22 protein-coding genes and 1 tRNA gene are annotated in these 24,187 nt (G+C 67.2%); 18 read left to right on the plus strand and 5 right to left on the minus strand.

Annotated features, from left to right (window positions below; all coding sequences use genetic code 11):
- Positions 1-7 precede the first annotated feature (7 nt).
- The gene (locus G6N67_RS30890) at positions 8-1,483 is read right to left on the minus strand and encodes a cytochrome ubiquinol oxidase subunit I (RefSeq protein WP_036441899.1); all 1,476 of its coding nucleotides are present in this window, start codon (positions 1,481-1,483) and stop codon (positions 8-10) included.
- Between the two features lie 97 nt (positions 1,484-1,580).
- Positions 1,581-2,162, minus strand: a complete 582-nt coding sequence (locus G6N67_RS30895; RefSeq protein WP_036441902.1) for an HdeD family acid-resistance protein — start codon at positions 2,160-2,162, stop codon at positions 1,581-1,583.
- Between the two features lie 107 nt (positions 2,163-2,269).
- Here G6N67_RS30895 and G6N67_RS30900 point away from each other — a divergent pair, with 107 nt between their 5' ends.
- Genes G6N67_RS30900 through G6N67_RS30935 form a run of 8 tightly spaced genes read left to right on the plus strand, consistent with a single transcriptional unit; the run spans position 2,270 to position 10,019 of the window.
- Positions 2,270-3,271, plus strand: a complete 1,002-nt coding sequence (locus G6N67_RS30900; RefSeq protein WP_230023475.1) for an ABC transporter substrate-binding protein — start codon at positions 2,270-2,272, stop codon at positions 3,269-3,271.
- 8 nt (positions 3,272-3,279) lie between these two features.
- The gene (locus G6N67_RS30905; protein ID WP_036441905.1) at positions 3,280-4,185 is read left to right on the plus strand and encodes an amino acid ABC transporter permease; all 906 of its coding nucleotides are present in this window, start codon (positions 3,280-3,282) and stop codon (positions 4,183-4,185) included.
- The gene (locus tag G6N67_RS30910) at positions 4,182-4,943 is read left to right on the plus strand and encodes an amino acid ABC transporter ATP-binding protein (RefSeq protein WP_036441908.1); all 762 of its coding nucleotides are present in this window, start codon (positions 4,182-4,184) and stop codon (positions 4,941-4,943) included. The genes G6N67_RS30905 and G6N67_RS30910 overlap by 4 nt, the downstream gene beginning before the upstream one ends.
- Positions 4,944-4,956: 13 nt before the next feature.
- Positions 4,957-5,805, plus strand: coding sequence for a sulfurtransferase (locus G6N67_RS30915; RefSeq protein WP_235684074.1), 849 nt, complete (start codon positions 4,957-4,959; stop codon positions 5,803-5,805).
- 27 nt (positions 5,806-5,832) lie between these two features.
- Positions 5,833-6,990, plus strand: coding sequence for a MacS family sensor histidine kinase (gene macS, locus G6N67_RS30920; protein WP_036441913.1), 1,158 nt, complete (start codon positions 5,833-5,835; stop codon positions 6,988-6,990).
- Positions 6,977-7,630, plus strand: a complete 654-nt coding sequence (locus G6N67_RS30925) for a response regulator (RefSeq protein ID WP_036442318.1) — start codon at positions 6,977-6,979, stop codon at positions 7,628-7,630. The genes macS and G6N67_RS30925 overlap by 14 nt, the downstream gene beginning before the upstream one ends.
- A 44-nt stretch (positions 7,631-7,674) precedes the next feature.
- Positions 7,675-9,474, plus strand: coding sequence for a DUF2339 domain-containing protein (locus G6N67_RS30930; protein WP_163642349.1), 1,800 nt, complete (start codon positions 7,675-7,677; stop codon positions 9,472-9,474).
- A gap of 59 nt (positions 9,475-9,533) precedes the next feature.
- On the plus strand, positions 9,534-10,019 hold the full coding sequence (locus G6N67_RS30935; RefSeq protein ID WP_036441915.1) for a Dps family protein: 486 nt from the start codon (positions 9,534-9,536) through the stop codon (positions 10,017-10,019).
- Here G6N67_RS30935 and G6N67_RS30940 read toward each other — a convergent pair.
- Positions 10,016-11,308 carry an adenylate/guanylate cyclase domain-containing protein gene (locus G6N67_RS30940; RefSeq protein ID WP_051579268.1) on the minus strand — a complete coding sequence of 431 codons (1,293 nt, stop codon included), beginning with the start codon at positions 11,306-11,308 and terminating at the stop codon, positions 10,016-10,018. The two genes, G6N67_RS30935 and G6N67_RS30940, sit on opposite strands and share 4 nt — an antisense overlap.
- Before the next feature lie 26 nt (positions 11,309-11,334).
- Positions 11,335-12,834: a PucR family transcriptional regulator gene (locus tag G6N67_RS30945; protein WP_036442321.1), complete on the minus strand. Its 1,500-nt coding sequence runs from the start codon at positions 12,832-12,834 to the stop codon at positions 11,335-11,337.
- 83 nt (positions 12,835-12,917) lie between these two features.
- On the opposite strand from G6N67_RS30945, the gene speB reads away from it, so the two are divergent.
- The 4 genes from speB (at position 12,918) to G6N67_RS30965 (ending at position 18,032) form a co-directional block, all read left to right on the plus strand.
- The gene (gene speB / locus G6N67_RS30950) at positions 12,918-13,883 is read left to right on the plus strand and encodes an agmatinase (RefSeq protein ID WP_036442323.1); all 966 of its coding nucleotides are present in this window, start codon (positions 12,918-12,920) and stop codon (positions 13,881-13,883) included.
- 1 nt (position 13,884) lies between these two features.
- Positions 13,885-15,465 (plus strand): thiamine pyrophosphate-binding protein, encoded by a 1,581-nt coding sequence (locus G6N67_RS30955; RefSeq protein ID WP_036441918.1) that lies wholly within the window; start codon positions 13,885-13,887, stop codon positions 15,463-15,465.
- Positions 15,466-15,477: 12 nt separating this feature from the next.
- Complete coding sequence (locus G6N67_RS30960) at positions 15,478-16,935, plus strand: sodium:solute symporter family protein (protein WP_036441921.1); 1,458 nt, start codon at positions 15,478-15,480, stop codon at positions 16,933-16,935.
- Positions 16,936-17,087: 152 nt separating this feature from the next.
- Complete coding sequence (locus tag G6N67_RS30965; protein WP_051579269.1) at positions 17,088-18,032, plus strand: hypothetical protein; 945 nt, start codon at positions 17,088-17,090, stop codon at positions 18,030-18,032.
- A 25-nt stretch (positions 18,033-18,057) separates the two neighbouring features.
- On the opposite strand, the gene G6N67_RS30970 is transcribed toward G6N67_RS30965, so the two are convergent.
- A tRNA-Leu gene (locus G6N67_RS30970) sits at positions 18,058-18,134 on the minus strand.
- Between the two features lie 85 nt (positions 18,135-18,219).
- Here G6N67_RS30970 and G6N67_RS30975 point away from each other — a divergent pair.
- From G6N67_RS30975 to G6N67_RS31000, 6 genes are all read left to right on the plus strand, one after another.
- Entirely contained in the window at positions 18,220-18,858 is a 639-nt protein-coding gene (locus G6N67_RS30975) for a two-component system response regulator PdtaR (protein ID WP_036441927.1), read from the plus strand.
- Between the two features lie 205 nt (positions 18,859-19,063).
- Positions 19,064-20,278, plus strand: a complete 1,215-nt coding sequence (locus G6N67_RS30980; RefSeq protein WP_036441929.1) for a branched-chain amino acid ABC transporter substrate-binding protein — start codon at positions 19,064-19,066, stop codon at positions 20,276-20,278.
- Positions 20,279-20,363: 85 nt separating this feature from the next.
- Positions 20,364-21,401, plus strand: a complete 1,038-nt coding sequence (locus G6N67_RS30985) for a branched-chain amino acid ABC transporter permease (RefSeq protein WP_036441932.1) — start codon at positions 20,364-20,366, stop codon at positions 21,399-21,401.
- Entirely contained in the window at positions 21,398-22,612 is a 1,215-nt protein-coding gene (locus G6N67_RS30990) for a branched-chain amino acid ABC transporter permease (protein ID WP_036441935.1), read from the plus strand. Before G6N67_RS30985 ends, G6N67_RS30990 begins: the two co-directional genes overlap by 4 nt.
- On the plus strand, positions 22,609-23,436 hold the full coding sequence (locus tag G6N67_RS30995; RefSeq protein ID WP_036441938.1) for an ABC transporter ATP-binding protein: 828 nt from the start codon (positions 22,609-22,611) through the stop codon (positions 23,434-23,436). Before G6N67_RS30990 ends, G6N67_RS30995 begins: the two co-directional genes overlap by 4 nt.
- A complete protein-coding gene (locus G6N67_RS31000; protein ID WP_036441941.1) occupies positions 23,420-24,181 on the plus strand; it encodes an ABC transporter ATP-binding protein in 762 nt (253 codons plus the stop codon). Before G6N67_RS30995 ends, G6N67_RS31000 begins: the two co-directional genes overlap by 17 nt.
- Positions 24,182-24,187 lie beyond the last annotated feature (6 nt).

The raw sequence follows: 24,187 nt of genomic DNA on the forward strand, positions 1-24,187 counted from the left end.
GAACGGCTCAGTACGCGAACGACAGTGGCGCCACTTCGTCGGAACCAGGCGGTGCCGGCGGTGCGGGTTCGGAGTCGTGCTCGAGTGGGCCTTCGACGATGTAGCGGCGCAGCAGCCAGGACCAGATCACCGCGAGGACGGCGTAGAGCAACGTGAAGGTCACCAGCGACAGCACCACCATGCCGGTCGAGTGGCCCGAGACGCCTTGTGCCACGGTCAATCGAATGTCCTGGTCGCCGGTCGGGTTCGGGACGACCACCCAGGGTTGGCGTCCCATCTCGGTGAAGACCCAGCCTGCACTGTTGGCCAGGAACGGTGTGGGGATGGTCAACAACGCGAACCAGGAGAACCAGCGCTGGTTGGGAATCCGCCCGCCACGGGTGAGCCACAGGGCAGCGAGCGCGAACAGCCCAGGCACGGCGAGGAATCCGATCATCGCGCGGAACGACCAGTACGTCACGAACAGGTTGGGCCGGTAGTCGCCCGGGCCGAACTTCTGCTCGTACTGGTCCTGCAGATCCTTCACGCCGTCCAGATGCACGCCGGTGAACTTGCCCTCGGCCAGGAACGGCAGCACGTATGGCACCTCGATCAGGTGCGTGACACTGTCGCAGTTGTTGTGGGTGCCGACGGTGAGGACCGAGAACGACGGATCGGTTTCGCTGTGGCACAAGGACTCCGCCGATGCCATCTTCATGGGCTGCTGCTGGAACATCAGCTTGCCCTGGGCATCGCCCGTGAAGAAGAGGCCGACTGCCGCCACGAGTGTCACCAGGCAGCCGAGGATGGTCGCCGGCCGGTACATGGTCACGGCGTCGCCTGTCGGGTCGGTGGCGGCACCAGCACCGGCCCGTTGCGTCCGGACCATCCACCACGCGCTCACACATGCCACGAACACCCCGGCGGTGAGGAAGGCGCCCGCCACGGCGTGGGTAAACGCCGCGATGGCAGTGTTATTGGTGAACAACGCGACGATGCTGGTGAGCTCGGCACGTCCGGTATCGGGGTTGAACCGGGCGCCGACCGGATGCTGCATGAACGAGTTGGCCGAGATGATGAAGAACGCCGACATGTTCACCGCGATCGCGACGATCCAGATGCACGCCAGGTGCACCAGCCGCGGTAGCCGCGTCCAGCCGAAGATCCACAGGCCGATGAAGGTGGACTCGAAGAAGAACGCGGCCAGGCCCTCCATGGCCAGCGGCGCGCCGAAGATGTCGCCGACGAATCGTGAGTATTCGCTCCAGTTCATGCCGAACTGGAACTCCTGCACGATTCCGGTGGCGACGCCGATCGCGAAGTTGATCAGGAAGAGCTTCCCGAAGAACTTTGTGAGCCGGTACCAGCTGGTGTTTCCCGTGACCACCCATGCGGTCTGCATGACCGCGATCAGCGGCGCCAACCCGATGGTCAGCGGGACAAATATGAAGTGGTAGACGGTGGTGATCCCGAACTGCCACCGTGACACATCCAAAGCGTCCATCTGACCCACTCCCGTGGTCGCTAGTTCAATCTACGACGAAGTGTAGTAGACATTCGGTTCGGTAACCAGCGACGACGATCACACAACGGCGGTGGTCCTACTCCGCTCGTGGTGACAGCGCGGCGCTGAGCTTCTTGGCGTCGCTGCGGATCCCGAAGGCCGTGACGATGTCGATCACGCCGAGCACGATCAGCAGGATGCCGGTCATGAGCGCGATCGCGGCCAGACCGTCGACCGGGGCGACGAACATGATGATGCCCGCGATCACACTGATGACACCGAGGATGATCTCCCAGATCCGACCTGGCAGTGACGGATCGCCGATGGCCGACATCGCGGTCGCCACACCGCGGAAGATGAAGCCGACGCCGATCCAGATGGCCAGCAGCTGGATCGAATTCTCCAGGCTGATGAAGCACAGGATGGCCAGGATCACCGCGGCCGCGCCGCTGATGAACAGCAGCACCCGGCCGCCGACGGTGGAACGCAAACTGAACGCCAGCACCACCTGCCAGATGCCGGTGACGAGCAGGTAGGCGCCGAAGAAGATCGCTGCGACCAGGATGGTGATCCCCGGCCACACCAGAACCAACACGCCGAGAATGAGCGCGAGGATTCCCGAGGCCAGAGTGGCCTTCCACAGATGCGGCAACACGCTTGGTACAGCAGTGGTTTCCATGCAGGCAGTGTGGCACATGCAAGGTTGCGCTCGCGGATTTTACGGTACCGCTGTGATGTCGGTGCGCGGTCGTTAATGTTCCGTTACCGGCACTGCGAGCTGGGTCCATGGCCGTTAACGTCTCCGACTTGAAACAGGCGGCAGGCGACGCGACACAGAGAGAAGAAGAGGCAACCGTGAACGCTGGATGTCATATCCGTCGAGGCAGGCTTTGGCGCGTGGTGGGGGTGCTCGCGGCTACGAGCGCACTCGCACTGTCGGGGTGCGCGAGCAACACCGAGGGCGGGGGCGGCGGAGGTGGCGGGGAGACCAAGACCACCACCGCGGCGACGGCCGAGAAGGTCGACGCGATCGCCAACACGGTGCCCGAGCCCATCAAGTCGAGCGGCAAGCTCATCATCGGGACCGACCCGTCGTATCCGCCGAACGAATTCAAGGATCCCGCGGGCAAGATCATCGGCTTCGACGTCGACTTGATGAACGCCATCGCCGCAACGCTCGGCCTGACCCCCGAATACCGGGCGTCGTTGTTCGACAAGATCATCCCGTCCGTGCAGGGCGGCAACTACAACGTCGGCATGTCGTCGTTCACCGACTCGAAGAAGCGTGAAGAGCAGGTCGACTTCGTGACGTACTTCAAGGCCGGTTCGGCATGGGCGCAGAAGGTCGGTGCGGGCATCAATCCGGACGATGCGTGTGGCAAGAAGATTGCGGTGCAGACCGCCACCGTGCAGGACACCGAGGAGATGCCTGCCCGTAGCAAGAAGTGCACCGACGCGGGTAAGCCCGCGATCAATGTCGTGAAGTTCGACGACCAGACCGCGGCCACCAGTGCCGTGATGCTCGGCCAGGCCGACGCCATGTCGGCGGATTCACCGGTGACCGCCTACGCGATCAAGCAGAGTGACGGAAAGCTCGAGGCGGCCGGAGAGATCTTCGATTCCGCGCCGTACGGCTGGGCCGTGCAGAAGGGTTCGCCGCTCGCGCAGTCACTGCAGCAGGCCCTCCAACACCTCATCGACAGCGGTGCCTACAAGCAGGTGGCCGCGAACTGGGGTGCCGAGAACGGGATGATCGACAAGCCGGTCATCAACGGAGCGGTCAGCTGAGCCAACTCATGACTGATGCATCGCCGTCACCCACTATCGACGCTGTCCCACTGAAGCATCCGTGGCGGTGGGTGGCGGCGGGCGTCATCATCGTCCTGCTGGGGCTGTTCCTCTGGGGCGCCGCCACCAACGACGCGTACGGATGGGAGACCTACGCCAAGTACCTCTTCGACCAACGCATCTCGGAAGCCGCGTGGAACACACTGCAATTGACCATCTATTCGATGGTTCTCGCGCTTGTGCTCGGCGTGTTGCTCGCGGTGATGCGGTTGTCGCCGAACCCGGTGCTCAAGGCCGTGTCCTGGACGTATCTGTGGATCTTCCGCGGAACACCGATCTACGTGCAGTTGGTGCTCTGGGGACTCGTTCCGGTGATCTACAAGAACATTCAGCTCGGCGTGCCGTTCGGCCCGACGCTGTTCGAGTTCAGCCTGTCCGATCCGAACGTATTCCTGCTGGCCGTCCTCGGTCTGGGGCTCAACGAAGCGGCCTACATGGCCGAGATCATCCGGGCAGGCATCAACTCGGTGCCCGAGGGGCAGACCGAAGCGTCTGTGGCCCTCGGCATGTCGTGGGGTCTTACCATGCGGCGCACCGTTCTGCCGCAGGCCATGCGCGTCATCATCCCGCCCACGGGTAACGAGTTCATCAGCATGCTCAAGACCACGTCGCTGGTCACCGCGGTGCCGTACAGCTTCGAGTTGTACGGTCGCTCAAAGGATATCGGCGTCGCGCTGTTCCAGCCGGTGCCGTTGCTCCTGGTGGCCTCCACCTGGTACCTGGCCATCACCAGCGTCCTGATGATCGGGCAGTACTACCTCGAGCGACACTATGCGCGCGGCGCGTCCCGCAAGTTGACGTCCAAGCAGCTCGAGGCGTTGGCGAAAGCACAGATGGGGGAGCCGCATCCATGACCGCCATGGTGAAGGCCGAAAGCGTCTGCAAGAACTTCGGCGCCCTGCACGTCCTCAAAGGGGTCACGCTCGAGATCGATCGCGGCGAGGTGCTGTGCATGGTCGGCCCCTCCGGCTCGGGCAAGTCGACATTCCTGCGCTGCATCAACCATCTTGAGCAGATCAACGCCGGCCGGCTCTACGTCGACGGCGAGCTCGTGGGTTACCGCGAACGCGGCGGCAAGCTGCACGAGCTGCGTCCCAAGGACGCCGCCAAGCAGCGCCGCGAAGTGGGCATGGTGTTCCAGCACTTCAACCTGTTCCCGCACCGCACCGCGCTCGAGAACATCATCGAGGCACCCATTCAGGTCAAGAAAGTCAAGAAGTCCGAAGCGGTGAGCCGGGCCAAGGATCTGCTCGACCAGGTCGGCCTGGCGGCCAAGGCCGATGCCTACCCGGCGCAGCTATCGGGGGGACAACAGCAGCGTGTGGCAATCGCCAGGGCGCTGGCGATGAGTCCCAAGCTGATGTTGTTCGACGAACCCACCTCGGCCCTCGACCCCGAGCTCGTCGGTGAGGTGCTGGCCGTCATGAAGAAGCTCGCCGGTGAGGGCATGACCATGGTGGTGGTCACCCACGAGATGGGGTTCGCCCGTGAGGTCGCCGACAAACTGGTGTTCATGGACGGCGGTGTCATCGTGGAGAGCGGTAATCCACGTGAGGTCATGGCCAACCCGAAACACGAACGCACGAAAGCGTTTTTGTCCAAGGTGATGTAGCTTCGATCGGGTGGTGTCAGAACGGTCGCAGGTATTCGTCACAGCAGCAGAACTCAGCCGCCTGATCGCGGCGGGGGAGCCGGTCACCCTCCTCGACGTGCGCTGGACGCTGGCCGAACCCGACGGCCATGAGGCCTATCTCGGCGGGCACTTGCCGGGCGCGGTGTACGTGTCACTCGACGACGAGCTCAGCGATCACTCGGTGACCGGGCGCGGCAGGCACCCGTTGCCGAGCGGGCGGAACGTCGAGGCGGCAGCGCGACGCTGGGGCGTGCGCGAAGGCGTTCCGGTGGTGGTGTACGACGACTGGAACCGGGCCGGTTCGGCGCGTGCCTGGTGGGTGCTCACCGCCGCGGGTGTCGGCGACGTTCGCATTCTCGACGGCGGCTTGACGGCGTGGACGGCGGTCGGTGGCGCCCTGCAGCAGGGGCCCGTCACCCCGGTTCCCGGGGATGTACGGGTTCACCACGACGACCTGTACCGCGGCGGCCGCCGCGTGATGACGGCCGACGAGGCCGCGTCCTGGGGTGGGGTTCTCGTGGACGCCCGGGCGCCGGAACGCTTCCGTGGTGAGGTCGAACCGGTTGATCCCGTCGCCGGTCACATTCCCGGCGCGGTCAACATCCCGAGCACCCGGATCCTCGCGGCCGACGGCACATTGCTGCCCGCCCCCGAACTGCGGGCGGTACTGGCCGAAGCGGGCGCGACGGGTGACACCGAGGTGGGTGCGTACTGCGGTTCGGGTGTCACGGCCGCGCTCGCGGTCGCAGGCCTGGCCGCGGCGGGTGTCGACGCCACCCTGTTCCCCGGATCATGGTCGGAATGGGCGTCCGATCCGACCCGGCAAGTGGTGCGCGGATAACGCTCTGAGCGACTTTATGCTGGGCTGATGCAGCGCGGCCCCGATCCGGTTGCACCGCTGTGGCGGGCGGCCCAAGCCTTCCGGCTGCTCAGTTGCATCTACGCCGCGGGTTTTCAGATCGCGGTGAACGACGATCTGGACCGGCCCTTGCTCGCCTCGGCGTTGTTCGGCGTGTTGATCGTCTGGAGCGTCGCGTGTGGGGTGGCCTACCTGCAGGGGTTCGGCAGGCGACCGGGTTGGGTGATCACGGAGATCGTCGTGGTGATCGCGCTCATGTTGTCCACCGACCTGGTGGCCTCCGATCAATGGGTGGCCGACAACCAGTCCTGGCCGACGACGCTGTGGGCCACCAACGCCACCATCTCGGCTGCTCTGCAGTTCGGCCCGATCGGTGGGATGGCTGCGGGGGTTGCGGTGATGGCGGCCGCAGCCGTGCTGAAGGGCTACGTGAGCGTCAACCTCGGCCGCAATGCGACGATTGTCATCGAAGTAGCGGTCGGACTCGCGGTTGGCATGGCCGCACTCACAGCTCGGCGCGCGCACGCCGAGTTGGAGAAGGCCGCACGGCTCGCGGCCGCGCTCGAGGAACGCGAGCGGTTGTCGCGGCAGGTCCACGACGGCGTGATCCAGGTGTTGGCGTTGGTGTCGCGCCGGGGACGGGAAATCGGTGGTGAAACCGCACAATTGGCCGAGCTCGCCGGCGAGCAGGAACGCCGGCTGCGGCGGCTGGTGAGCGCGGGCGACGCCGACCTTGGCACCGCGACGGCGACCGATATCGGTGTCCTCTTGCGTCGCAGGGCCTCCGATCGGGTTTCGGTGAGCCTGCCCGGCGATCCCGTGCTGTTGCCGGAGGCCACGGCCCGCGAACTGTTCGCCGCCGTCGAGAATGCGCTCGACAACGTGGCCGCTCATGCCGGCGCTGATGCGCACGCCTTTGTGTTGCTCGAGGATCTCGGCGACTCGGTGACGGTGAGCATCCGCGACGACGGGGTCGGCATCCCAGCGGGCAGACTCGCCGAGGCAGCCCGGCAGGGCCGCATGGGGGTATCGAAATCGATTGTGGGACGGATGGATTGGCTCGGCGGTCAGGCCAGTCTGCACACCGAGGTGGGAGGTGGCACCGAGTGGGAGCTGACGGTGCCCCGGCCTGCGGGAGTCGAGAGGAGCGGTGATGAGCGAGGCTGAGTTGAAGGTGATGGTGGTCGATGACCATCCCATCTGGCGCGATGCTGTGGCACGGGATTTGGCGGCGGACGGATTTTCCGTGGTGGCCACCGCCGACGGGGTCGCCGCGGCACGGCGCCGCGCGGCGGTGGTGCTGCCCGACGTCGTGGTGATGGACATGCGGTTGGCGGACGGCAGCGGGGCCGAGGCGACCGCCGAGGTGCTGGCGGTGTCGCCGTCATCGCGGGTTCTCGTGCTTTCGGCATCCGACGAGCGCGACGATGTGCTGGAGGCCGTGAAGGCCGGCGCCACGGGATACCTGGTGAAGAGCGCGTCGAAGGAGGAGCTCGGGGCCGCGGTCCGCGCGACAGCCGAAGGGCGCGCGGTGTTCACGCCTGGTCTGGCGGGGCTGGTGCTCGGAGAGTACCGGCGGATCGCGCAGCGCCCGGACAACGGACCAGGCACCCCGAGCCTCACCGAACGGGAAACCGAGGTGTTGCGATATGTTGCGAAAGGGTTGACCGCCAAGCAGATTGCCACGCGGCTCTCGTTGAGTCACCGCACTGTGGAGAACCACGTGCAGGCGACGTTCCGCAAACTGCAGGTGGCCAATCGGGTCGAATTGGCCAGATACGCGATCGAACACGGCCTGGACGAGTAGTCCTACTCATCTGCTCGGCGCGGTTTCGTTGCACGATATCGGCTATGACCGAACCGCATCGTGCCGTCATCAGCCGGTTGTCCGCCGACTTCGCCGCGATTTCGGCGTACATGTCGCGGGTCTCCGCCGACCTGGTGGAACTCGATCGCCTGCTCGCACACCAGCCCCAGCCGCAGCCCCAGTATTGGGCTGCACCGTTCCCGTACCCGGTCGCCGCACCGCAGTACGCCGTGCCGCAGGCGCCGGTGCACCGGCCGCCAGTGCCACCCCCAGCTGCTCCGGCCCGGCCGCCCGTGACCGAGCGCTCAGAGAATTGGATCGGCAACGTGCTGGCGGTCGCGGGCGTGGCGGTCACCCTCATCGGCGTGGTGCTGCTGCTGGTGCTGGCCGCGCAGGCCGGGATCCTGCGGCCCGAGTTCCGGGTGGCGGCGGGCGGCGTGCTGGCTGCGTCCTTGGTGGGGGCTGCGGTCTGGCTGAACCGCAGGCCGGGTGGGCGGGTCGGGGCGATCGCGCTGGCCGCCACCGGTGTGGCCGCGGCCTACATCGACATCATCGCGGTCACCACCGTCTACCAGTGGGTGCCGGCACCAGTGGGGTTGGCGCTCGCGGCCGTGATCGGCGGCGGGGGCCTCATGCTGGCGCGCCGGTGGGACGCGGAGAGCCTCGGGTTGTTGGTGCTCGTGCCGCTGCTGATCCTGGCACCTGTGGTGACCGATGGCGTCACGTTGCTGTTGGTCGGATTCATGCTCGCGCTGTCCGCGGCGTCGTTGCCTGTGCAGTTCGGCAAGGACTGGATCTGGCTGCACGCCGCACGGACCGCGGCCGCCAGCGTTCCGCTGTTGATCGCGCTGACCGCGGCGGCGTTCGACACCCGCGACGATCTGCGGCTGGCCCTGGCGTGTGCGCTGGCGGCGGTACTGGCGCTCACCGGAGGGCTGCTGCTGGTGCGGCGGACCGCACGTCCGGCCGCCACAGCGGTGCTGGCCGCGATCGGCGTGGTTCCGCTGTTGTGTGTGTCAGCCTGCGTCGACCGGTTGTTGGCCGCGCTGATGATTGCCGCGCTCGCCGCCGCGCTGCTCGGCATCGTGGCCATCGGCGATCGGCTGCCGGGAGTGACCGTGGCGGTCCGGCGGGTGTGGTCGGCGCTCTCGGCAGTCGCAGCGCTGATCGCGGTGGTCGTTGCGTTCGACGGTGCGGTAGCCGGACCGGTACTGCTCGCGATGGCAGCTGTGGTTGCCTTCGCGGGCCGCGGAAATCTCGTCGCCCGGTGGAGCGCAATGAGTTTCGCAGCGGTCGGCGCAGCGTTCTACCTGGATGCCGCACCGCCGCGTGCGCTCGCCCGCGCGGTCGAACTCTCCACCGGGGCATCGGTTTCGGTGTTGATCAGTAGCGTCCTGGTGGTCGCCGCGACGGTGGCGATCGCGTGGTCGTGGACTCCGGTCTTGGCCGGGAACACCCTGCGGGTGTGGTGGTCGGTGGCTGCGGCGGTGGCCGGCTACGCGGTGACCACGTTTGCGGTGACGGCGGGCGTGCTCGTCGGCGGGACCGGCGGTGGCTTCTTCGGCGGCCATATGGCAGCAACGATCTGCTGGATCGCCGTGGCAGCCGGATTGTTCGCGTTTGCCGCGCGTCGGCCGAAGGCCCAGCGATCGCTGCCGATCGGGGGCGGACTCGTGCTGGTGATCGCGGCGATGGCCAAGCTGTTCCTGTTCGACCTGGGCACGCTCGACGGCATCTTCCGGGTGGTGGTCTTCATCGTCGTGGGCCTGGTGCTGCTCGGTATGGGGGCGGGGTACGCGCGGCTGCTGACACAGCAGGACCAGCATGACGAGCTGCCTGTGTGATACGAGCCACACATCACCTAATCTGGATTGATTCCAGATTTGGGGATGTTGCACCTGTCATGAACGCACGTCGAAACGAAACAGATATCCAGGGGTTCCACGCAACGCCCGAGCTCAGCGCACGTCTGCAGCAGGTTCTGGTCGACCTGATCGAATTGGCGTTGCAGGGCAAGCAGGCGCACTGGAACGTCGTCGGCACCAATTTCCGCGACCTGCACCTGCAGCTCGATGAGGTCGTCGACTTCGCCCGCGAGGGCGGCGACACAGTCGCCGAACGCATGCGGGCGCTCGACGCAGTGCCCGACGGCCGGTCCGACACCGTGACCGCGCAGACCTCACTGCCGCAATTCCCCGCCTACGAGCACAGCGCAACCGATGTCGTCGATCTGATCGTCACGAGGATCTACGCCGTGGTGGACACCATGCGCCAGGTTCACGATGCCGTGGACGCCGAGGATCCGACCACCGCGGACATCCTGCACCAGTTGATCGACGGACTCGAGAAACTGGCGTGGCTTCTGAAGTCCGAGAACCGGAAAGTTTAAGTCTGACTTCCGATTTCGAGCGAGTCACGCACGGCGTCGTCACGCCGGCCGACCAGGTACCAGGTGCGCATGAGGCCCTTGCCCTTGATGTCGATCTCGCCGCGCTCTTCGAGCAGGAACGTCTGCCGAATGCGGTCATAGACGTTCTGCGGAACCTGGATCCGGCCGGCGACGTCCGTGGTCTCCATCCGGGAGGCGACGTTGACGGCGTCCCCCCACACGTCGTAGAAGAACTTGCGGGCGCCGACGACCCCGGCCACCACGGGCCCGGAAGCCAGCCCGATCCGCAGTGGAACCGCCCGGCCCTGCGGATCTTTGAGGTCCGCAACGGCATCAGCCATGTCGAGCGCCAGGCAGGCCAGTGCCTCGACATGGTCGGCGCGTGGACGCGGGACACCGCTGACCACCATGTACGAATCGCCACTGGTCTTGACCTTCTCCAGGCCGTGCTTGTCCACCAGGGCGTCGAGGTCGGTGTAGAGCTGATCGAGGAACCGCACCAGATCGGTCGGGGTGGTGTCGCTGGCCCGTTCGGTGTATCCGGCGATGTCCGCGAACAGGATTGACGCGTCGTCGTACTTGTCTGCGATGATCGTGCGGGCCGGATCCTTGAGCCGGGCGGCGATGGTGGCCGGCAGGATATTGGCCAAAAGCTGTTCGGAGCGCTGATATTCGGCTTCCATGGCCTGTTCGGCGCGGGCGGTTTCACGCAACGAGTACCAGACCGTCGCGAACATCATCACCGCCGACGAGATCGCCGAGCTGACGAATCCGACGGTGAGCGTCCACGACGGGCCAAGACCGCGGTCGTTGGGCACCAGGAGTTCCAGGGCGATGATCGCCGCCACGCCCATGGCCGCCAATGTGCCTGCGAGCACGATGCGTTCGATGCCCAGCACCAACACCACCAGCGTCGCGGACACCAGCAGATAGAACTGCAGCCCCGAGCCGGTGCCGATCTCGAAACACATGAACGCCACCGAGACGTACGCGACGACGAAGAACGCCAGCGGCGCGATCAGCTCGCCGAACCGGTACAGCAGCGGCACCATGAGGAACAGGGCAGCCGAGGCCAGGTTGATGAACCCGAACCGCCAGATCTGACCCCCGAGCGTCAGCTGGAAAATCCCGAACCCGCCGGACACCGCCGCGGCGATCCAGGTCGCGATGGTGAGCACCCGCAGCCGGCTCGACACGCTCAGCGCGTAATGCTGGGTGCGTGCCGGCACCCGGCTCTGCAGCGCCAACTCGGGGATACACACCGGGCGCCGGAACTCGCTGACGGCCACGGACAGAGCCTATCGTCGCAGGCCGGTCAGCCGGCCGACATTCGCGCGGCATCCCGCGCCCGCAACGCCAGCCACAGTTCGTGGCGGTCGTGCGCGGCGTCCATCCGCCTGCCGGTGAGCTTCTCGACCGCGTCGATTCGGCTACGCATGGTGTGCCGGTGCACACCAAGCGCCGCGGATGCCTGCGCCCACTGCCCGTTGTGCTCGAGGAACGCGGTCAAGGCGCGCAGCAGGTCGGCGGCCCGGTCCGCGGCATCGACCGGTCCCAGCACCGCGTCGGCGAACGCGCTGAGCGACTGGGCCCCGACCGAGTCGAGCAGCAGCCGGCTGCTGGCGACCTCCTCGGCGTGCATGTGCCGCCCGTGCAGCCGGCTGGCGGGCAGGGCCGAGCGGGCCTGCCGGAGCGACACCACCAGCGCACCCGGCCGGACCCCGATCCCGATGCCTGCAGGGCGGCTTGCCGCCAGCGTAGCCAGCACCGCAGGCAGGTCGATGTCGAGCGGAACGGCGACCTCGACGACGTCGTCGACCACGCGCACCAGTGCGTCCGGCACCGTGATCATCAGGTCGGCCGCGAGATCGTCGGCGTCCTCGGGGGCGGCAACCGCGGCGGCACGCAGATCCGTGTCGGACAGGCCGACCGACGACAACCAGCGGGCCGCGACCACGTCGTCCACCGTCGCGCGGCCCAACCGGTCGAGCACCTGCGCGCGTCCACGGCGCTGACTCGAGTTCAACCCGTGCCGACGTTCCAGCTCGAGCGACAGCAGCGACACCAGGTCGCCCGTGATCTGCGGGGCGACCGGCATTTCGGCGGGACCGTCGATCAGCAGCCAACCGCGGAGCCTGCGTGCGCCGAGTGCGTGCAGCTCGCGACGGCGCCCGGCGGTGATGTCGGCCGCCGCCGCGGTCAGCCCACGGTCGCGAATCGAGGAGAGTAGGCCGCTGAGCTCCTCGGCCAGGACATCACCGCCCGGATCGGATTCGGCGAGGATCCTGCCCAGCAGATCGATCACGACTCCGGTGCGGCCCGTGGCTTCCCGGTGCGCCGCGAGGATGCCCAGCAACCCGCCCGGCGTCACCGCGGCGGCGGTCAGGGCCCGCTGGGTCTGCAGCGCCCACTCGAGTTCACGGCGTTCGGCACGGGCACGCTGAGCGAACACCGCTTTGGTGACGGCGATGAACGGCACCGGATCGGGGACGGTGACCAGCGGTATGCCGACCTGATCGGCGGCCACGACGAGGCGCTCGGGTGCGGCCTGGTGGGGCAGGTCGCCGCCGAGGCCCAATCCGACAGCGCGCACGCCTGCGTCCTTCAGCTCGGCGAGATACGACCGGCACCCGTCGACGTCGTCGGGCAGCAGCAGCCCGATCGTGAGAAGCAGCTCGCCACCCTGCAACCACGGGCCGGGATGGGCGAGCTCGGAGACCGCCGCGGCCTCGATCTCGTTGTCGGCATCGGCGCCACCTGCGACGAGGGCCAGCCCGAGGTCGGGATCCGCGACGAGTTCGGCGACAGTTGGCATGGACCCAGTGTCGAACATGGAGCTGCAAGATTCGACACATTGTCCATATCGATGTGATGCATATCTCGTGGATTCTGATTGTCATGAGCCAGCAGAACCCGTCTAGCACCCCGATCGGCCCCGTCGACGCCACCAAGATCCCGCGGTATGCGGGCCCGGCGACCTTCGCCCGGCTGCCGCGCACCGACGAGGTTCCGCACACCGACGTGGCCGTGGTCGGCGTGCCGTTCGACTCAGGCGTTTCCTACCGGCCGGGCGCCCGGTTCGGTCCGGGCCACATCCGGGCCTCGTCGAAGCTGCTGCGCCCGTACCACCCGCGCCTCGACGTGGAACCGTTCGCCGTGCAGCAGGTGGCCGACGCCGGCGACATCGCGGTCAACCCGTTCGACCTCAACGAGGCGATCTCCACCATCGAGTACGCCTCGGACGAGTTGCGCGAGGGCGGCACCAAGCTCATCACCCTCGGCGGCGACCACACCATCGCGCTGCCGCTGCTGCGTTCACTGCATCGGGACCACGGACCGATCGCGGTGCTGCACTTCGACGCCCACCTCGACACGTGGGACACGTACTTCGGCGCGCCCTACACGCACGGCACGCCGTTCCGCCGGGCCAGCGAGGAAGGCCTGCTCGACAAGGAGCACTGTCTGCACGTCGGCACGCGCGGCCCGCTGTACTCGTCGACCGACCTGTCCGACGACAAGGTGCTCGGATTCCAGGTGCTCGGCTCCGACGATTTCCAGATCGACGGCCTGGCCACCGTGATCGAGCGTATGCGCGCCCGCCTCGGCGAAGCCCCGGTGTACGTCTCGGTCGACATCGACGTCCTCGATCCCGCGCACGCACCCGGCACCGGAACCCCCGAGGCCGGCGGCATGACCAGCCGCGAGCTGCTGCACTGCCTGCGAAACCTGGTGGGACTCAACGTCGTCGGTGCCGACATCGTCGAGGTCGCACCGGCCTACGATCACGCCGAGATCACCGGCATCGCTGCGGCCCACGTGGCCTACGAGCTGATGTCTGTGCTGGCCACCAAGCCGGGAGCCTGACATGAGCGGCCATCGCAATGGCGGCGCGGCCGTCGTGGAAACGCTTGCGGTCAACGGAGTCGACACCATCTTCGGCATCCCGGGTACGCACAATCTGGAGGTCTACCGGCATCTGCGGTCCGCCGACATCCGCGCCGTGACGCCCCGCCACGAGCAGGGCGCCGGCTACGCTGCGGAGGCCTACGCCCGCGTGACCGGACGTCCCGGTGTCGTGGTCGCGACCAGCGGGCCCGGTCTGACCAACGCGATGACCGCGGCGGCGACGGCCTACGCCGAGTCCCAGCCGATGCTGGTGTTGTCCTCGGGAATGCCGACCGGTGCCGAGGGGCGTGACCTCGGCCAGCTGCACGAGGCCAAGAACGTCAGCGGTGCCATGAACGAGCTGGTGCGGTGGAGCCGCCGGGTCCGCAGCGCCGACGAGGCGGCCGAGGCTGTCACCGAGGCGTTCTCGTCGTTCACCGGGCGCCGGCCCCGGCCCGTCCATGTCGAGATCCCCATCGACGTCCTGGAGCAGGACTGGTCGGGCCGGGCCCGGGCGGCCTTGAAACTGGTTGCCGCGCAGGCGGACCCGGAGGCGGTCCGGCGCGCTGCCGAAGCGCTCGGCACCGCCGAGGCTCCGATGATCATCGCCGGCGGCGGAGCGGTCGCGGCGCAGCGCGAGGTCACGGCGCTGGCCGAGGCGCTCGGCGCACCGGTGGCCACCACGGTCAACGGCAAAGGCGTTGTCTCGGAGAGTCATCCGCTTTCGGTCGGCGCGTCGGTACGGCTGCGCGCCCTGCAGGCCGCGGCGGCCGAGAGCGACGCGCTGCTGCTCGTCGGCACCGAACTGGGCGACTCCGATCTGTGGGAAGGCCAGATCCGCGGCAAGACGGTGATCCGCTGCGACATCGAGCCCGGACAACTCGACAAGAACTGCCCGGCCGACATCGCGCTGCTCGGTGACGCCGCTGCCACGCTCGGTGCGCTGACGGCGGCCCTGCCCGCCGGACGGAGCGCCGACGGTACCCAGCGGGCGGCCGAACTGCGTGCCAAGTGCGTGGCCGAGGCCACCGCTGACGCGGGCCCGTACGCCGAGATCAACGCCGCGGTACGCGCCGCACTGCCCGCCGAGGCCGTGCTCACCGGCGACAGCTCGCAGGTCACCTACTTCGGCTCGGTGCACTTCTTCGACGTCCCCGGCCCGCGGCAGTTCTGCTACATGCCCGGCTACGCCACACTCGGCTACGGCCTGCCCGCCGGGGTGGGCGCAGCCATCGGTCGGCCCGGCGCACCCGTCGCGGTACTGCTCGGCGACGGCGCGCTCATGTTCTCGGTGCAGGAACTCGTCACCCTTGTGGAACAACGGCTTTCGGTGCCTGTGATCGTCGTCGACAACGGCGGCTACCGCGAGATCCGACAACAGCAGGACAGCCGCGGCATCCCGCCGATCGGTGTCGACCTGCACACACCTGACCTGGCCGCACTGGCCATTGCCATGGGCGCCAACGGTGTTCGCACCACCTCGACGTCCGATATCCCCGAACTGGTCAGCGGCGCGCTCGGCGCCGACGGCCCGACCCTCATCCACCTCGACATCCGCTGAAAGGAGACCGGCATGACCGCTCATCTCGACGTCGTCATCGTCGTCATCTATATCGCCGGCATGATCGCCTTCGGCTTCTGGGGTAAGCGCCGGGCGACCACGCAATCCGACTTCCTCGTGGCCGGGCGCAGGCTCGGCCCGATGCTCTACTCGGGCACGATGGCCGCCATCGTGCTGGGCGGTGCGTCGACCATCGGCGGGGTCGGGCTCGGCTACCAGTACGGCATCTCCGGCATGTGGCTCGTGGTGGCCATCGGTGTCGGCATCCTCGCGCTGAGCCTGCTGTTCGCCGGCCGAATCCAGCGCCTGCGCGTGTACACCGTCAGTCAGATGCTCGAGTTGCGTTACGGCCCAGGGTCTTCGGTGCTGTCGGGGCTGGTGATGTGGGCATACACGCTGATGCTGTCGGTCACCTCGACCATCGCCTACTCGACGATCTTCGGTGCGCTGTTCGACATCGGCAAGGTTCCGTCGATCATCATCGGTGGCAGTGTCGTGATCATCTACTCGACGCTCGGTGGCATGTGGTCGATCACGCTGACCGACTTCGTGCAGTTCATCATCAAGACCGTCGGCATCTTCTTCATCCTGCTGCCGATCGTCGTGGTCCGGGCCGGGGGAGTCCAGGGCATGATCGACAAACTGCCCGCCGACGCGACGTCGCTCACCGCGATCGGCGGCGGAACCATCGTCACCTACTTCGTCATCTACACCTTCGGCCTGCTCATCGGCCAGGACATCTGGCAGCGCGTTTTCACGGCACGCAGCCCCGGTGTGGCCAAGTGGGCCGGCACGGCCGCGGGCGTGTACTGCCTGCTCTACGCCGCGGCAGGCGCGCTGATCGGCATGGCGGCCCACGTGCTGCTGCCCAAGCTCGACGCCCGCGACGATGCGTTCGCCCAGATCGTGGAGGCCCAGCTGCACCCGCTGCTGGCGGGCCTGGTGCTGGCGGCCGCGTTGGCCGCGGTGATGTCGACGTCCAGCGGCGCGCTGATCGCCACCGCCACCGTGTTCAGCCAGGACATCGTGGCGCGGCTGATGAAGCGCGACGTCGAGGCCGGCTCCGAGCACGACCACGTGCGCAGCAACCGGCTCTACGTTGCCGGGTTCGGCATCGTGATGGTCATCATCGCGTGCGTGCTGCAGGACGTGGTGGCCGCGCTGACCGTGGCCTACGACATCCTGGTGGGTGGGCTGCTGGTGCCGATCCTCGGTGGTCTGGTGTGGCGCCGCGGCACCAACATCGGCGCGATCGCCGCGATGGCGGTCGGCACCGTCGCGACGCTCGTCACCATGGCCGCCATGGGCGACATCTTCGCCAACGGGCCGATCTACGTCGGTTTGATCAGCGGCCTGATCATCTACGTGATCGCGAGCCTGGCGAGCAAGCCCACGGCGCCCGAAGTCCTGGCCGAGTGGGACCGGCGCAGCCGCGGCGAGGCCGACGAGCCGGTACCCACCCCGGCATAGCGCGGCACACGCACAGGGCCCCCGGTATCGCCGGGGGCCCTGTCCAGCAAATATAAGAATCTCCGGATGTGTCAGAATGGGTCTTTGTCCGACGAGCGCGGTGCTCCGGCACCGCTGACCCCCGGGGGAATGTGGGCGTGCACCGGCCATGGATGCGGAACACCGCGATCAGTTGCGCGATCGCCTGTGGTGCGATGGTCGCCGGCCCCGGCGTCATCGGCACATCGGTCGCTTCGGCCGATCTGTTCGGGATCGACGTCGACATCCTCGACATCTTCGGTCACCACAAAGACAAGAAGAAGTCCGACCACGGCTCCAGGGGTGGTGGGCCGAACGGCGCCGCCGGCCAGTCCAACAAGTCCGGTGGTCCCGGCCAGTCCGGTCCCAAGCAGCCGAAGACCTCCGTCGGCGCCAATTCGAACAGTCCGAACTCGAACAGCGCAAGCGAATCATCCGGGCCCGCAAGCCGTTCCGCCGCGACCGCGGACGCCCCTGAAGCGGCGACCTTCGGCGGCACGGGGGTCACCGGTGGCGGGGCCAGCGCGGCGGCACCAGGCGCGGTTTCGGGCGGTGGCGGCGGCGGTGGTGTGCCGACCAACGCCAACATCGGCCGCGCCCCAAACCTCGCGCCCGTCCCGACGACGCCGAGCAGTCGCAGCATCGTGATCCGGGCCGAACCCCCGTCGGCACCGGCGCCCGTAGCTCCGGCCGCACCCGCGGCCCCGGCCGTGCCGGTCGCCGCGCCACCACCGATCCCCGTGGTGCCGCCCGTGGTCATCGTGCCGCCAGTGGTGGCCCCCGCACCGTCCGGTCCCGGCGGCGCTCCGGCGGCACCTGCCGCTCCCGCAACGCCGTCCGCACCGAACGCCCAACCGCCGGGCGACGACGCGATCTCGGCGCGCGCCATCCCGGAGTCCTTCCGGATCGGATACGCGGACTACCTGCGCGTGGCGAGCACCACAGATCTGCTTTTCGCGGTGCTGCCCGGAGTCGCGGGACTGGTTCTGCTTACCGCCGCGGGCGGTGTGGTCGGCTTCCGTCAGGCCCGTGCGGCCCAGACCCTGCCGTCACCGCAGATCGCGCGCTTCCTGCCGTAAACACGGCGTGAGCTGGGGGTTTGACTGGTGCCCTCGGTGAGATTCGAACTCACACTGTACGGGTTTTGAATCCGTTTCCTCTGCCAGTTGGGATACGAGGGCGTGCGCACTGTTCGTGCTGCGGGTTACCACCATAGAGGATGCCCCGCGGTCGCTTGCGGGCGGTCTTCACGACAGAATGTCTCCCATGACGTCTCCCAGCACCGGGTCACCGGCCGACCCGAAGAAGCCGCGGCGCGTGCTCGTCGCCGAGGACGAGGCACTGATCCGGTTGGACCTCGCCGAGATGTTGCGGGACGAGGGCTACGAAGTCGTCGGTGAGGCCGGCGACGGGCAGGAGGCCGTGGAACTGGCCGAGAGCCTGCGCCCGGACCTGGTGATCATGGACGTCAAGATGCCGCGCCGGGACGGGATCGACGCGGCAGCCGAGATCGCCAGCAAGCGCATCGCCCCGATCGTCATCCTCACGGCGTTCAGCCAACGGGAGTTGGTGGAACGGGCCCGCGATGCCGGCGCCATGGCATATCTCGTCAAACCGTTCAACGTCACCGACCTCGTCCCGGCGATCGAGGTGGCGGTCAGCCGGTTCGAGGAGATCGCCGCACTCGAGACCGAAGTCGCGACGCTGTCGGACCGGTTGGAGACCCGCAAGCTCGTCGAGCGCGCCAAGGGTTTGCTGCAGGCCAACCACCAGATGACCGAGCCGGAAGCGTTCAAGTGGATTCAGCGCGCCGCGATGGACCGCCGCACGACGATGAAGCGCGTCGCCGAGGTGGTGCTGGAGACCCTCGACCAACCCAAGGACGCGCCGCAGAAAGAGCAGTAATCGGCTGGCGCCGTTGTTAATTGTGGGTTTCGGATGCCCCGATCGGCCGAGTTCGGCTCGTTCCGATGCAAACAACTCGCGAAAATGCATGCGTCAACAGCCCGCACCACGGCCCGGCTTTGGCTATGTTCTACCCGGAGCATCGGCGCCTACCTGGGAAGAATCCAAGGCGGCGCCGGTGGAAACTTTGATCCGGAGGTGAAGCGTGCGTGGTCGCGTGGCACGGAAAGCGTTAGCTCTTGGCGGCGCCGGAGTGTTGGTGCTGGGAATAGCCGGCTGCCAGCAGCAGTCGACGCCCGAAGAAGAGGCAGCGCAGACGAGTCTGAAGATCGTCGAGCAGTTCCCGATCGACGAGAACGGCGCTCAGATCAAGCCACCCGACACCGCGGCCGCGGCCGACCCGGCGGGCGACGGCAAGGCGGTCTGCGATCCGACCAAGATCGCCATGATGGGCGCGTTGACCGGTCCCGATGCGGCGCTGGGCATCAACATCGTCAACGGGGCACAGCTCGCGGTCGACAAGCACAACGCAGCCAATCCCGGCTGCCAGGTGACGCTGGAGAAGTTCGACACCGAGGGCGATCCGAACAAGGCCAACGGCGTCGCGCCCCGCATCGTCGACAGCCCGGAGATCATCGGGCTGATCGGCCCGGCGTTCTCTGGTGAAACCGACTCCACGGGCGGTTTGTTCAGCCAGGCCGGCCTGACCGCGACGACGGCTTCGGCCACCCGCGTCGACCTGAGCACCAAGGGGTGGCGGACGTTCTTCCGCGGCCTGGGCAATGACGGCAGCCAGGGCAAGGCCGTCGCCAACTACCTGAAGAACACGCTCGGCAACAAGAAGGTCTGTGTCGTCGACGACCAGTCCGCATACGGCATCGGGCTGGCCACGGTGGTCCGGGAAACCCTTGGGCCGGTGGCCGATCCGGGCTGCAACATCTCGGTCAAGAAAGAGGATAAGGATCTCTCGGCCGCGGTCACCCAGATCAAGGGTGTGAGCCCGGATTCGATCTTCTACAGCGGCTACTACTCGCAGGCCGCACCGTTCGTCCAGCAGCTGCGCGACGGCGGTGTCACCGCGACGTTCGTCAGCGCCGACGGCACCAAGGATCCGGAGTTCGTCAAGCAGGGTGGGGACGCGGCCAAGGACGCGATCCTGTCCTGCCCGTGCAGCCCGGCGCCGCCGGCGTTCGCGAAGGAATACACCGACAAGTTCAAGCAGGAGCCGGGCACCTACAGCACCGAGGGCTACGACCTGGCGACCATCCAGCTCAAGGCGATCGACTCGGGGGTCAAGGACCGCCCCGGCATGCTGGAGTTCGTCAAGAACTACAACGCACCGGGTGTGGCGCGCAACTACCAGTGGGATCCGACCGGCGAGCTGACCAACACGCTGATCTGGGTCTACAAGGTTCAGTGACACTCTGCTGACGGAAACGCGTCCGGGACAACCAGTTCCGGACGCGTTCTCGTTGGTGGTACCTACCGAGGGGAGCCGCACCCGGATGATCCCGGACTGCGTGGGTGACTACGCGTGCACCGCAGCCGACATCAACTTCAACGTCGAGAACCTGCTCAACGGGTTCGGGCAGTTGACGATCGACGGCCTGGCCTGGGGCGCGATCTACGCGCTTGTGGCCGTGGGATACACGCTGGTGTTCGGCGTGCTGAGGCTGATCAACTTCGCGCATTCCGAGATCTTCATGCTCGGCATGTTCGGCGCGTACTTCTGCCTTGACGTCATCCTCGGTTTCAGCCCCAGCGGCACCGCGTACAACAAGGGCGTGCTGCTCACGTTGCTGTACCTGGGTATTGCGATGTTGTTCGCGATGTTGGTGTCCGGTACGGCGGCAATGGGTTTGGAGTTCATCGCCTACCGGCCGCTGCGAAAACGCAATGCCCGCGGGCTGACCTTCCTGATCACCGCGATCGGCATGTCCTTCGTGCTGCAGGAGATCGTGCACTTCGTGTTGCCCAAGTTCATGCCGGGCTACGGCGGGAGCAATGCGCAGCAGCCGATCATCCTGGTGAAGCCCACTACGCAGTTCACGTTGTTCGGCGCCGCGGTGAGCAACGTGACGTTGATGATCATCGTGGCTGCGGTGATCCTGGCGATCCTCACCGAGATCGCGATCAACCGCACCAAATTCGGCCGCGGCATTCGCGCGGTGGCCCAGGATCCGACGACCGCGACGTTGATGGGTGTGTCGCGCGAGCGCATCATTCTGTCGACGTTCCTGATCGGCGGCCTGCTGGCCGGCGCGGCCGCACTGCTGTACACGTTGAAGATCCCGCAGGGCATCGTCTACTGGGGCGGTTTCGTGCTCGGCATCAAGGCGTTCGCGGCCGCGGTGCTCGGCGGTATCGGCAACCTGCGCGGTGCGCTGCTGGGCGGCCTGCTGCTCGGCATCATCGAGAACTACGGGCAGGCGGTGCTGGGTGCCCAGTGGCGCGACGTCGTGGCGTTCGTCCTGCTGGTGCTGGTCTTGCTGTTCCGCCCCACGGGCATACTCGGGGAGAGCCTCGGAAAGGCGCGGGCATGAGCGAAGACGATCAACAACAACGGGAAGGCCGCAAGTCGCCGCTCACGACTGCGTTTCTGGCGCCCGGCGACGGTATCCGGGATCTGTGGGCGACGTTGCCGCGTGCGGCCAAATGGGTGGTCGGCATTCCGCTCTTCGTGCTGCTCGGGCTGCTGCCGCTGTACACGCCCGACATCCTCGATACGCCGGGTGTCAGCTTCGGCGGCACCATGGCGCAATTTGCGATGGTCGCGATCATCGCGATCGGCCTCAACGTCGTGGTCGGCCAGGCCGGTCTGCTCGACCTCGGCTATGTCGGGTTCTACGCGGTCGGCGCGTACACGGTCGCGCTGCTGACCAGCCCGACCAGCCCGCTGAACCAAGCCGGACCCGGCGGCATCCTCGGCACCAAGTGGGCATGGCTCGCGTGCGTGCCACTGGCCATGGCGATCACGGCCCTTGCCGGCCTGGTCCTGGGCATCCCGACGTTGCGCCTGCGCGGGGATTACCTGGCCATCGTCACGCTGGGCTTCGGCGAGATCATCCGATTGGTCGCCGACAACCTGGCCGAGGTCACCAACGGCCCCCGCGGGCTCAGTGAGGTGGCCTACCCCCGGTTCCGGGAGGCGCAGGAGCCGCCCAACGGGGTGTTCTCGCACGGAAACGCCTTTGGCGACACCAATTACGGCACCTGGTGGTTCTGGCTGGGCCTGGTGCTGATCGTGGTGATCCTGCTGTTGGTCGGCAATCTGGAACGCAGCCGGGTGGGCCGCGCGTGGATCGCGATCCGCGAGGATGAGGACGCTGCGGAGGTGATGGGTGTCAACACCTTCCGGTTCAAGCTGTGGGCGTTTGTGATCGGCGCCGCGATCGGTGGTCTGTCGGGTGCGCTGTACTCCGGTCAGGTCCAGTTCGTGGCCCCGCCGACGTTCAACATCATCAACTCGATGCTGTTCCTGTGCGCGGTGGTCCTCGGTGGCCAGGGCAACAAGCTCGGCGTGATCTTCGGCGCGTTCGTCATCGTCTACCTGCCGAACCGGTTGCTCGGCGTCGAGGTGGCCGGGATCAACCTCGGCGACCTCAAGTACCTGTTCTTCGGCCTGGCGCTGGTGGTGCTGATGATCTTCCGGCCGCAGGGCCTGTTCCCGGCGCGGCAGTATCTGCTGACCTACGGCCGCAAGGCCCGCCAGTTCCTTCGGAATCCTCCCGTCCACGAGGAGGTGGCGCGATGAGCATCGAGGATCTGGCCGGTGTGCACCGGGACATCAGTGCGGCCGAGGGTGAGGTTCTGCTGCAGACGCAGGATCTGACCGTCAAGTTCGGCGGCCTCGTGGCCCTCGACGCGGTCACCTTCAACATCCGTCGGGGCGAGATTCTCGGCTTGATCGGACCCAACGGCGCCGGGAAGACCACGTGCTTCAACGCCATCACGGGCGTGTACCGCCCGAGTTCGGGCTCGGTGACGTTCGACGGCGCGCCGCTGGGCCGGATCAAACGGCACCGGATCACGCGCCGCGGCATCGCCCGAACCTTTCAGAACATCAGGCTCTTCGGTGAGATGACGGCGCTGGAGAACGTCATGGTGGGCACCGACGCGCGGCACAAGACGTCGGTGCCCGGCGCACTCATCCGCAGCCCGCGGCACTACCGCGAGGAGCGCTCGGCGATCGAAAGAGCGGCTGCACTGCTGCACTTCGTGGGGATTGCGCACCGGGGCGAGGAGAAGGCCAAGAACCTGCCCTACGGTGACCAGCGTCGCCTCGAGATCGCCCGCGCACTGGCCACCGAGCCGAAGCTGCTGTGCCTGGACGAGCCTGCCGCCGGATTCAACCCGAGCGAGAAGGCCGCACTGATCGACCTGATCCGTAAGATCCGCGACGACGGGTACACCGTGCTGCTGATCGAACACGACATGCGTTTGGTGATGGGGGTGACCGACCGCATCGTGGTGCTGGAGTTCGGCCGCAAGATCGCCGATGGCCTGCCCGCGGAGATCCGCGAGGATCCCAAGGTCATCGCCGCCTACCTAGGGGTTCCCGATGACGAAATCTCCTGAGACCGGCACGGCCGGGTCCGACCGTCCCGTCCTGCTCGAGGTGCGCGACGTGGTGGTGCACTACGGCAGGATTCAAGCGCTGCACGGTGTTTCGCTCGTGGTGCACGAGGGCGAGCTGGTGACGCTGCTCGGGTCCAACGGCGCAGGCAAGACCACCATGATGCGGGCGATCTCGGGTCTGCGCCCGCTGAGCTCGGGTTCGGTCTGGTTCGAGGGGCGTGACATCTCGCGGGTCAAGGCACACCTGCGGGTGGGCGAAGGCCTGATCCAGGCACCTGAGGGCCGCGGCGTGTTCCCGGGCATGACGGTGCTGGAGAACCTCGAGATGGGTTGCTATGGACGCAAGTTCGCCTCCAAGAGCGAGCACCGCGAACGGCTGGACTGGGTGCTGGAGACGTTTCCCAGGCTTGCCGAGCGACGCTCCCAGGTGGGTGGCACGCTCTCGGGCGGCGAGCAGCAGATGCTGGCCATCGGACGCGCCCTCATGGCCAGGCCGCGCGTGCTGCTGCTCGACGAGCCGTCGATGGGGCTGGCTCCGATGGTGATCTCGCAGATCTTCCGCATCATCTCCGAGATCAACTCGCAGGGGACGACGGTCCTACTGGTGGAGCAGAACGCCCAACAGGCACTGAGCCGCTCGGACCGCGCCTACATCCTGGAGACCGGCAACGTCACCCGCACCGGACCGGCCAGGGAACTGTTGGCCGACAGCAGCATTCGTGCCGCCTACCTGGGTGTGGCCTGACGCCGC

Source organism: Mycolicibacterium mageritense, assembly GCF_010727475.1.
Taxonomy (GTDB): Bacteria; Actinomycetota; Actinomycetes; order Mycobacteriales; family Mycobacteriaceae; genus Mycobacterium; species Mycobacterium mageritense.

Bases quoted from the DNA above. Each gene is read 5' to 3' on its own strand.
- G6N67_RS30905 (WP_036441905.1), top strand. From the start codon at position 3,280: ATGACTGATGCATCGCCGTCACCCACTATCGACGCTGTCCCACTGAAG.
- G6N67_RS30955 (WP_036441918.1), top strand. From the start codon at position 13,885: ATGAGCGGCCATCGCAATGGCGGCGCGGCCGTCGTGGAAACGCTTGCG.
- G6N67_RS30910 (WP_036441908.1), top strand. From the start codon at position 4,182: ATGACCGCCATGGTGAAGGCCGAAAGCGTCTGCAAGAACTTCGGCGCC.
- G6N67_RS30935 (WP_036441915.1), top strand. From the start codon at position 9,534: ATGAACGCACGTCGAAACGAAACAGATATCCAGGGGTTCCACGCAACG.
- G6N67_RS30965 (WP_051579269.1), top strand. From the start codon at position 17,088: ATGCGGAACACCGCGATCAGTTGCGCGATCGCCTGTGGTGCGATGGTC.
- G6N67_RS30900 (WP_230023475.1), top strand. From the start codon at position 2,270: ATGGCCGTTAACGTCTCCGACTTGAAACAGGCGGCAGGCGACGCGACA.
- G6N67_RS30960 (WP_036441921.1), top strand. From the start codon at position 15,478: ATGACCGCTCATCTCGACGTCGTCATCGTCGTCATCTATATCGCCGGC.
- G6N67_RS30895 (WP_036441902.1), bottom strand. From the start codon at position 2,162: ATGGAAACCACTGCTGTACCAAGCGTGTTGCCGCATCTGTGGAAGGCC.
- macS (WP_036441913.1), top strand. From the start codon at position 5,833: ATGCAGCGCGGCCCCGATCCGGTTGCACCGCTGTGGCGGGCGGCCCAA.
- G6N67_RS30975 (WP_036441927.1), top strand. From the start codon at position 18,220: ATGACGTCTCCCAGCACCGGGTCACCGGCCGACCCGAAGAAGCCGCGG.
- G6N67_RS30890 (WP_036441899.1), bottom strand. From the start codon at position 1,483: ATGGACGCTTTGGATGTGTCACGGTGGCAGTTCGGGATCACCACCGTC.
- G6N67_RS30985 (WP_036441932.1), top strand. From the start codon at position 20,364: ATGATCCCGGACTGCGTGGGTGACTACGCGTGCACCGCAGCCGACATC.
- speB (WP_036442323.1), top strand. From the start codon at position 12,918: ATGAGCCAGCAGAACCCGTCTAGCACCCCGATCGGCCCCGTCGACGCC.
- G6N67_RS30945 (WP_036442321.1), bottom strand. From the start codon at position 12,834: ATGCCAACTGTCGCCGAACTCGTCGCGGATCCCGACCTCGGGCTGGCC.
- G6N67_RS30990 (WP_036441935.1), top strand. From the start codon at position 21,398: ATGAGCGAAGACGATCAACAACAACGGGAAGGCCGCAAGTCGCCGCTC.
- G6N67_RS30995 (WP_036441938.1), top strand. From the start codon at position 22,609: ATGAGCATCGAGGATCTGGCCGGTGTGCACCGGGACATCAGTGCGGCC.
- G6N67_RS31000 (WP_036441941.1), top strand. From the start codon at position 23,420: ATGACGAAATCTCCTGAGACCGGCACGGCCGGGTCCGACCGTCCCGTC.
- G6N67_RS30930 (WP_163642349.1), top strand. From the start codon at position 7,675: ATGACCGAACCGCATCGTGCCGTCATCAGCCGGTTGTCCGCCGACTTC.
- G6N67_RS30925 (WP_036442318.1), top strand. From the start codon at position 6,977: ATGAGCGAGGCTGAGTTGAAGGTGATGGTGGTCGATGACCATCCCATC.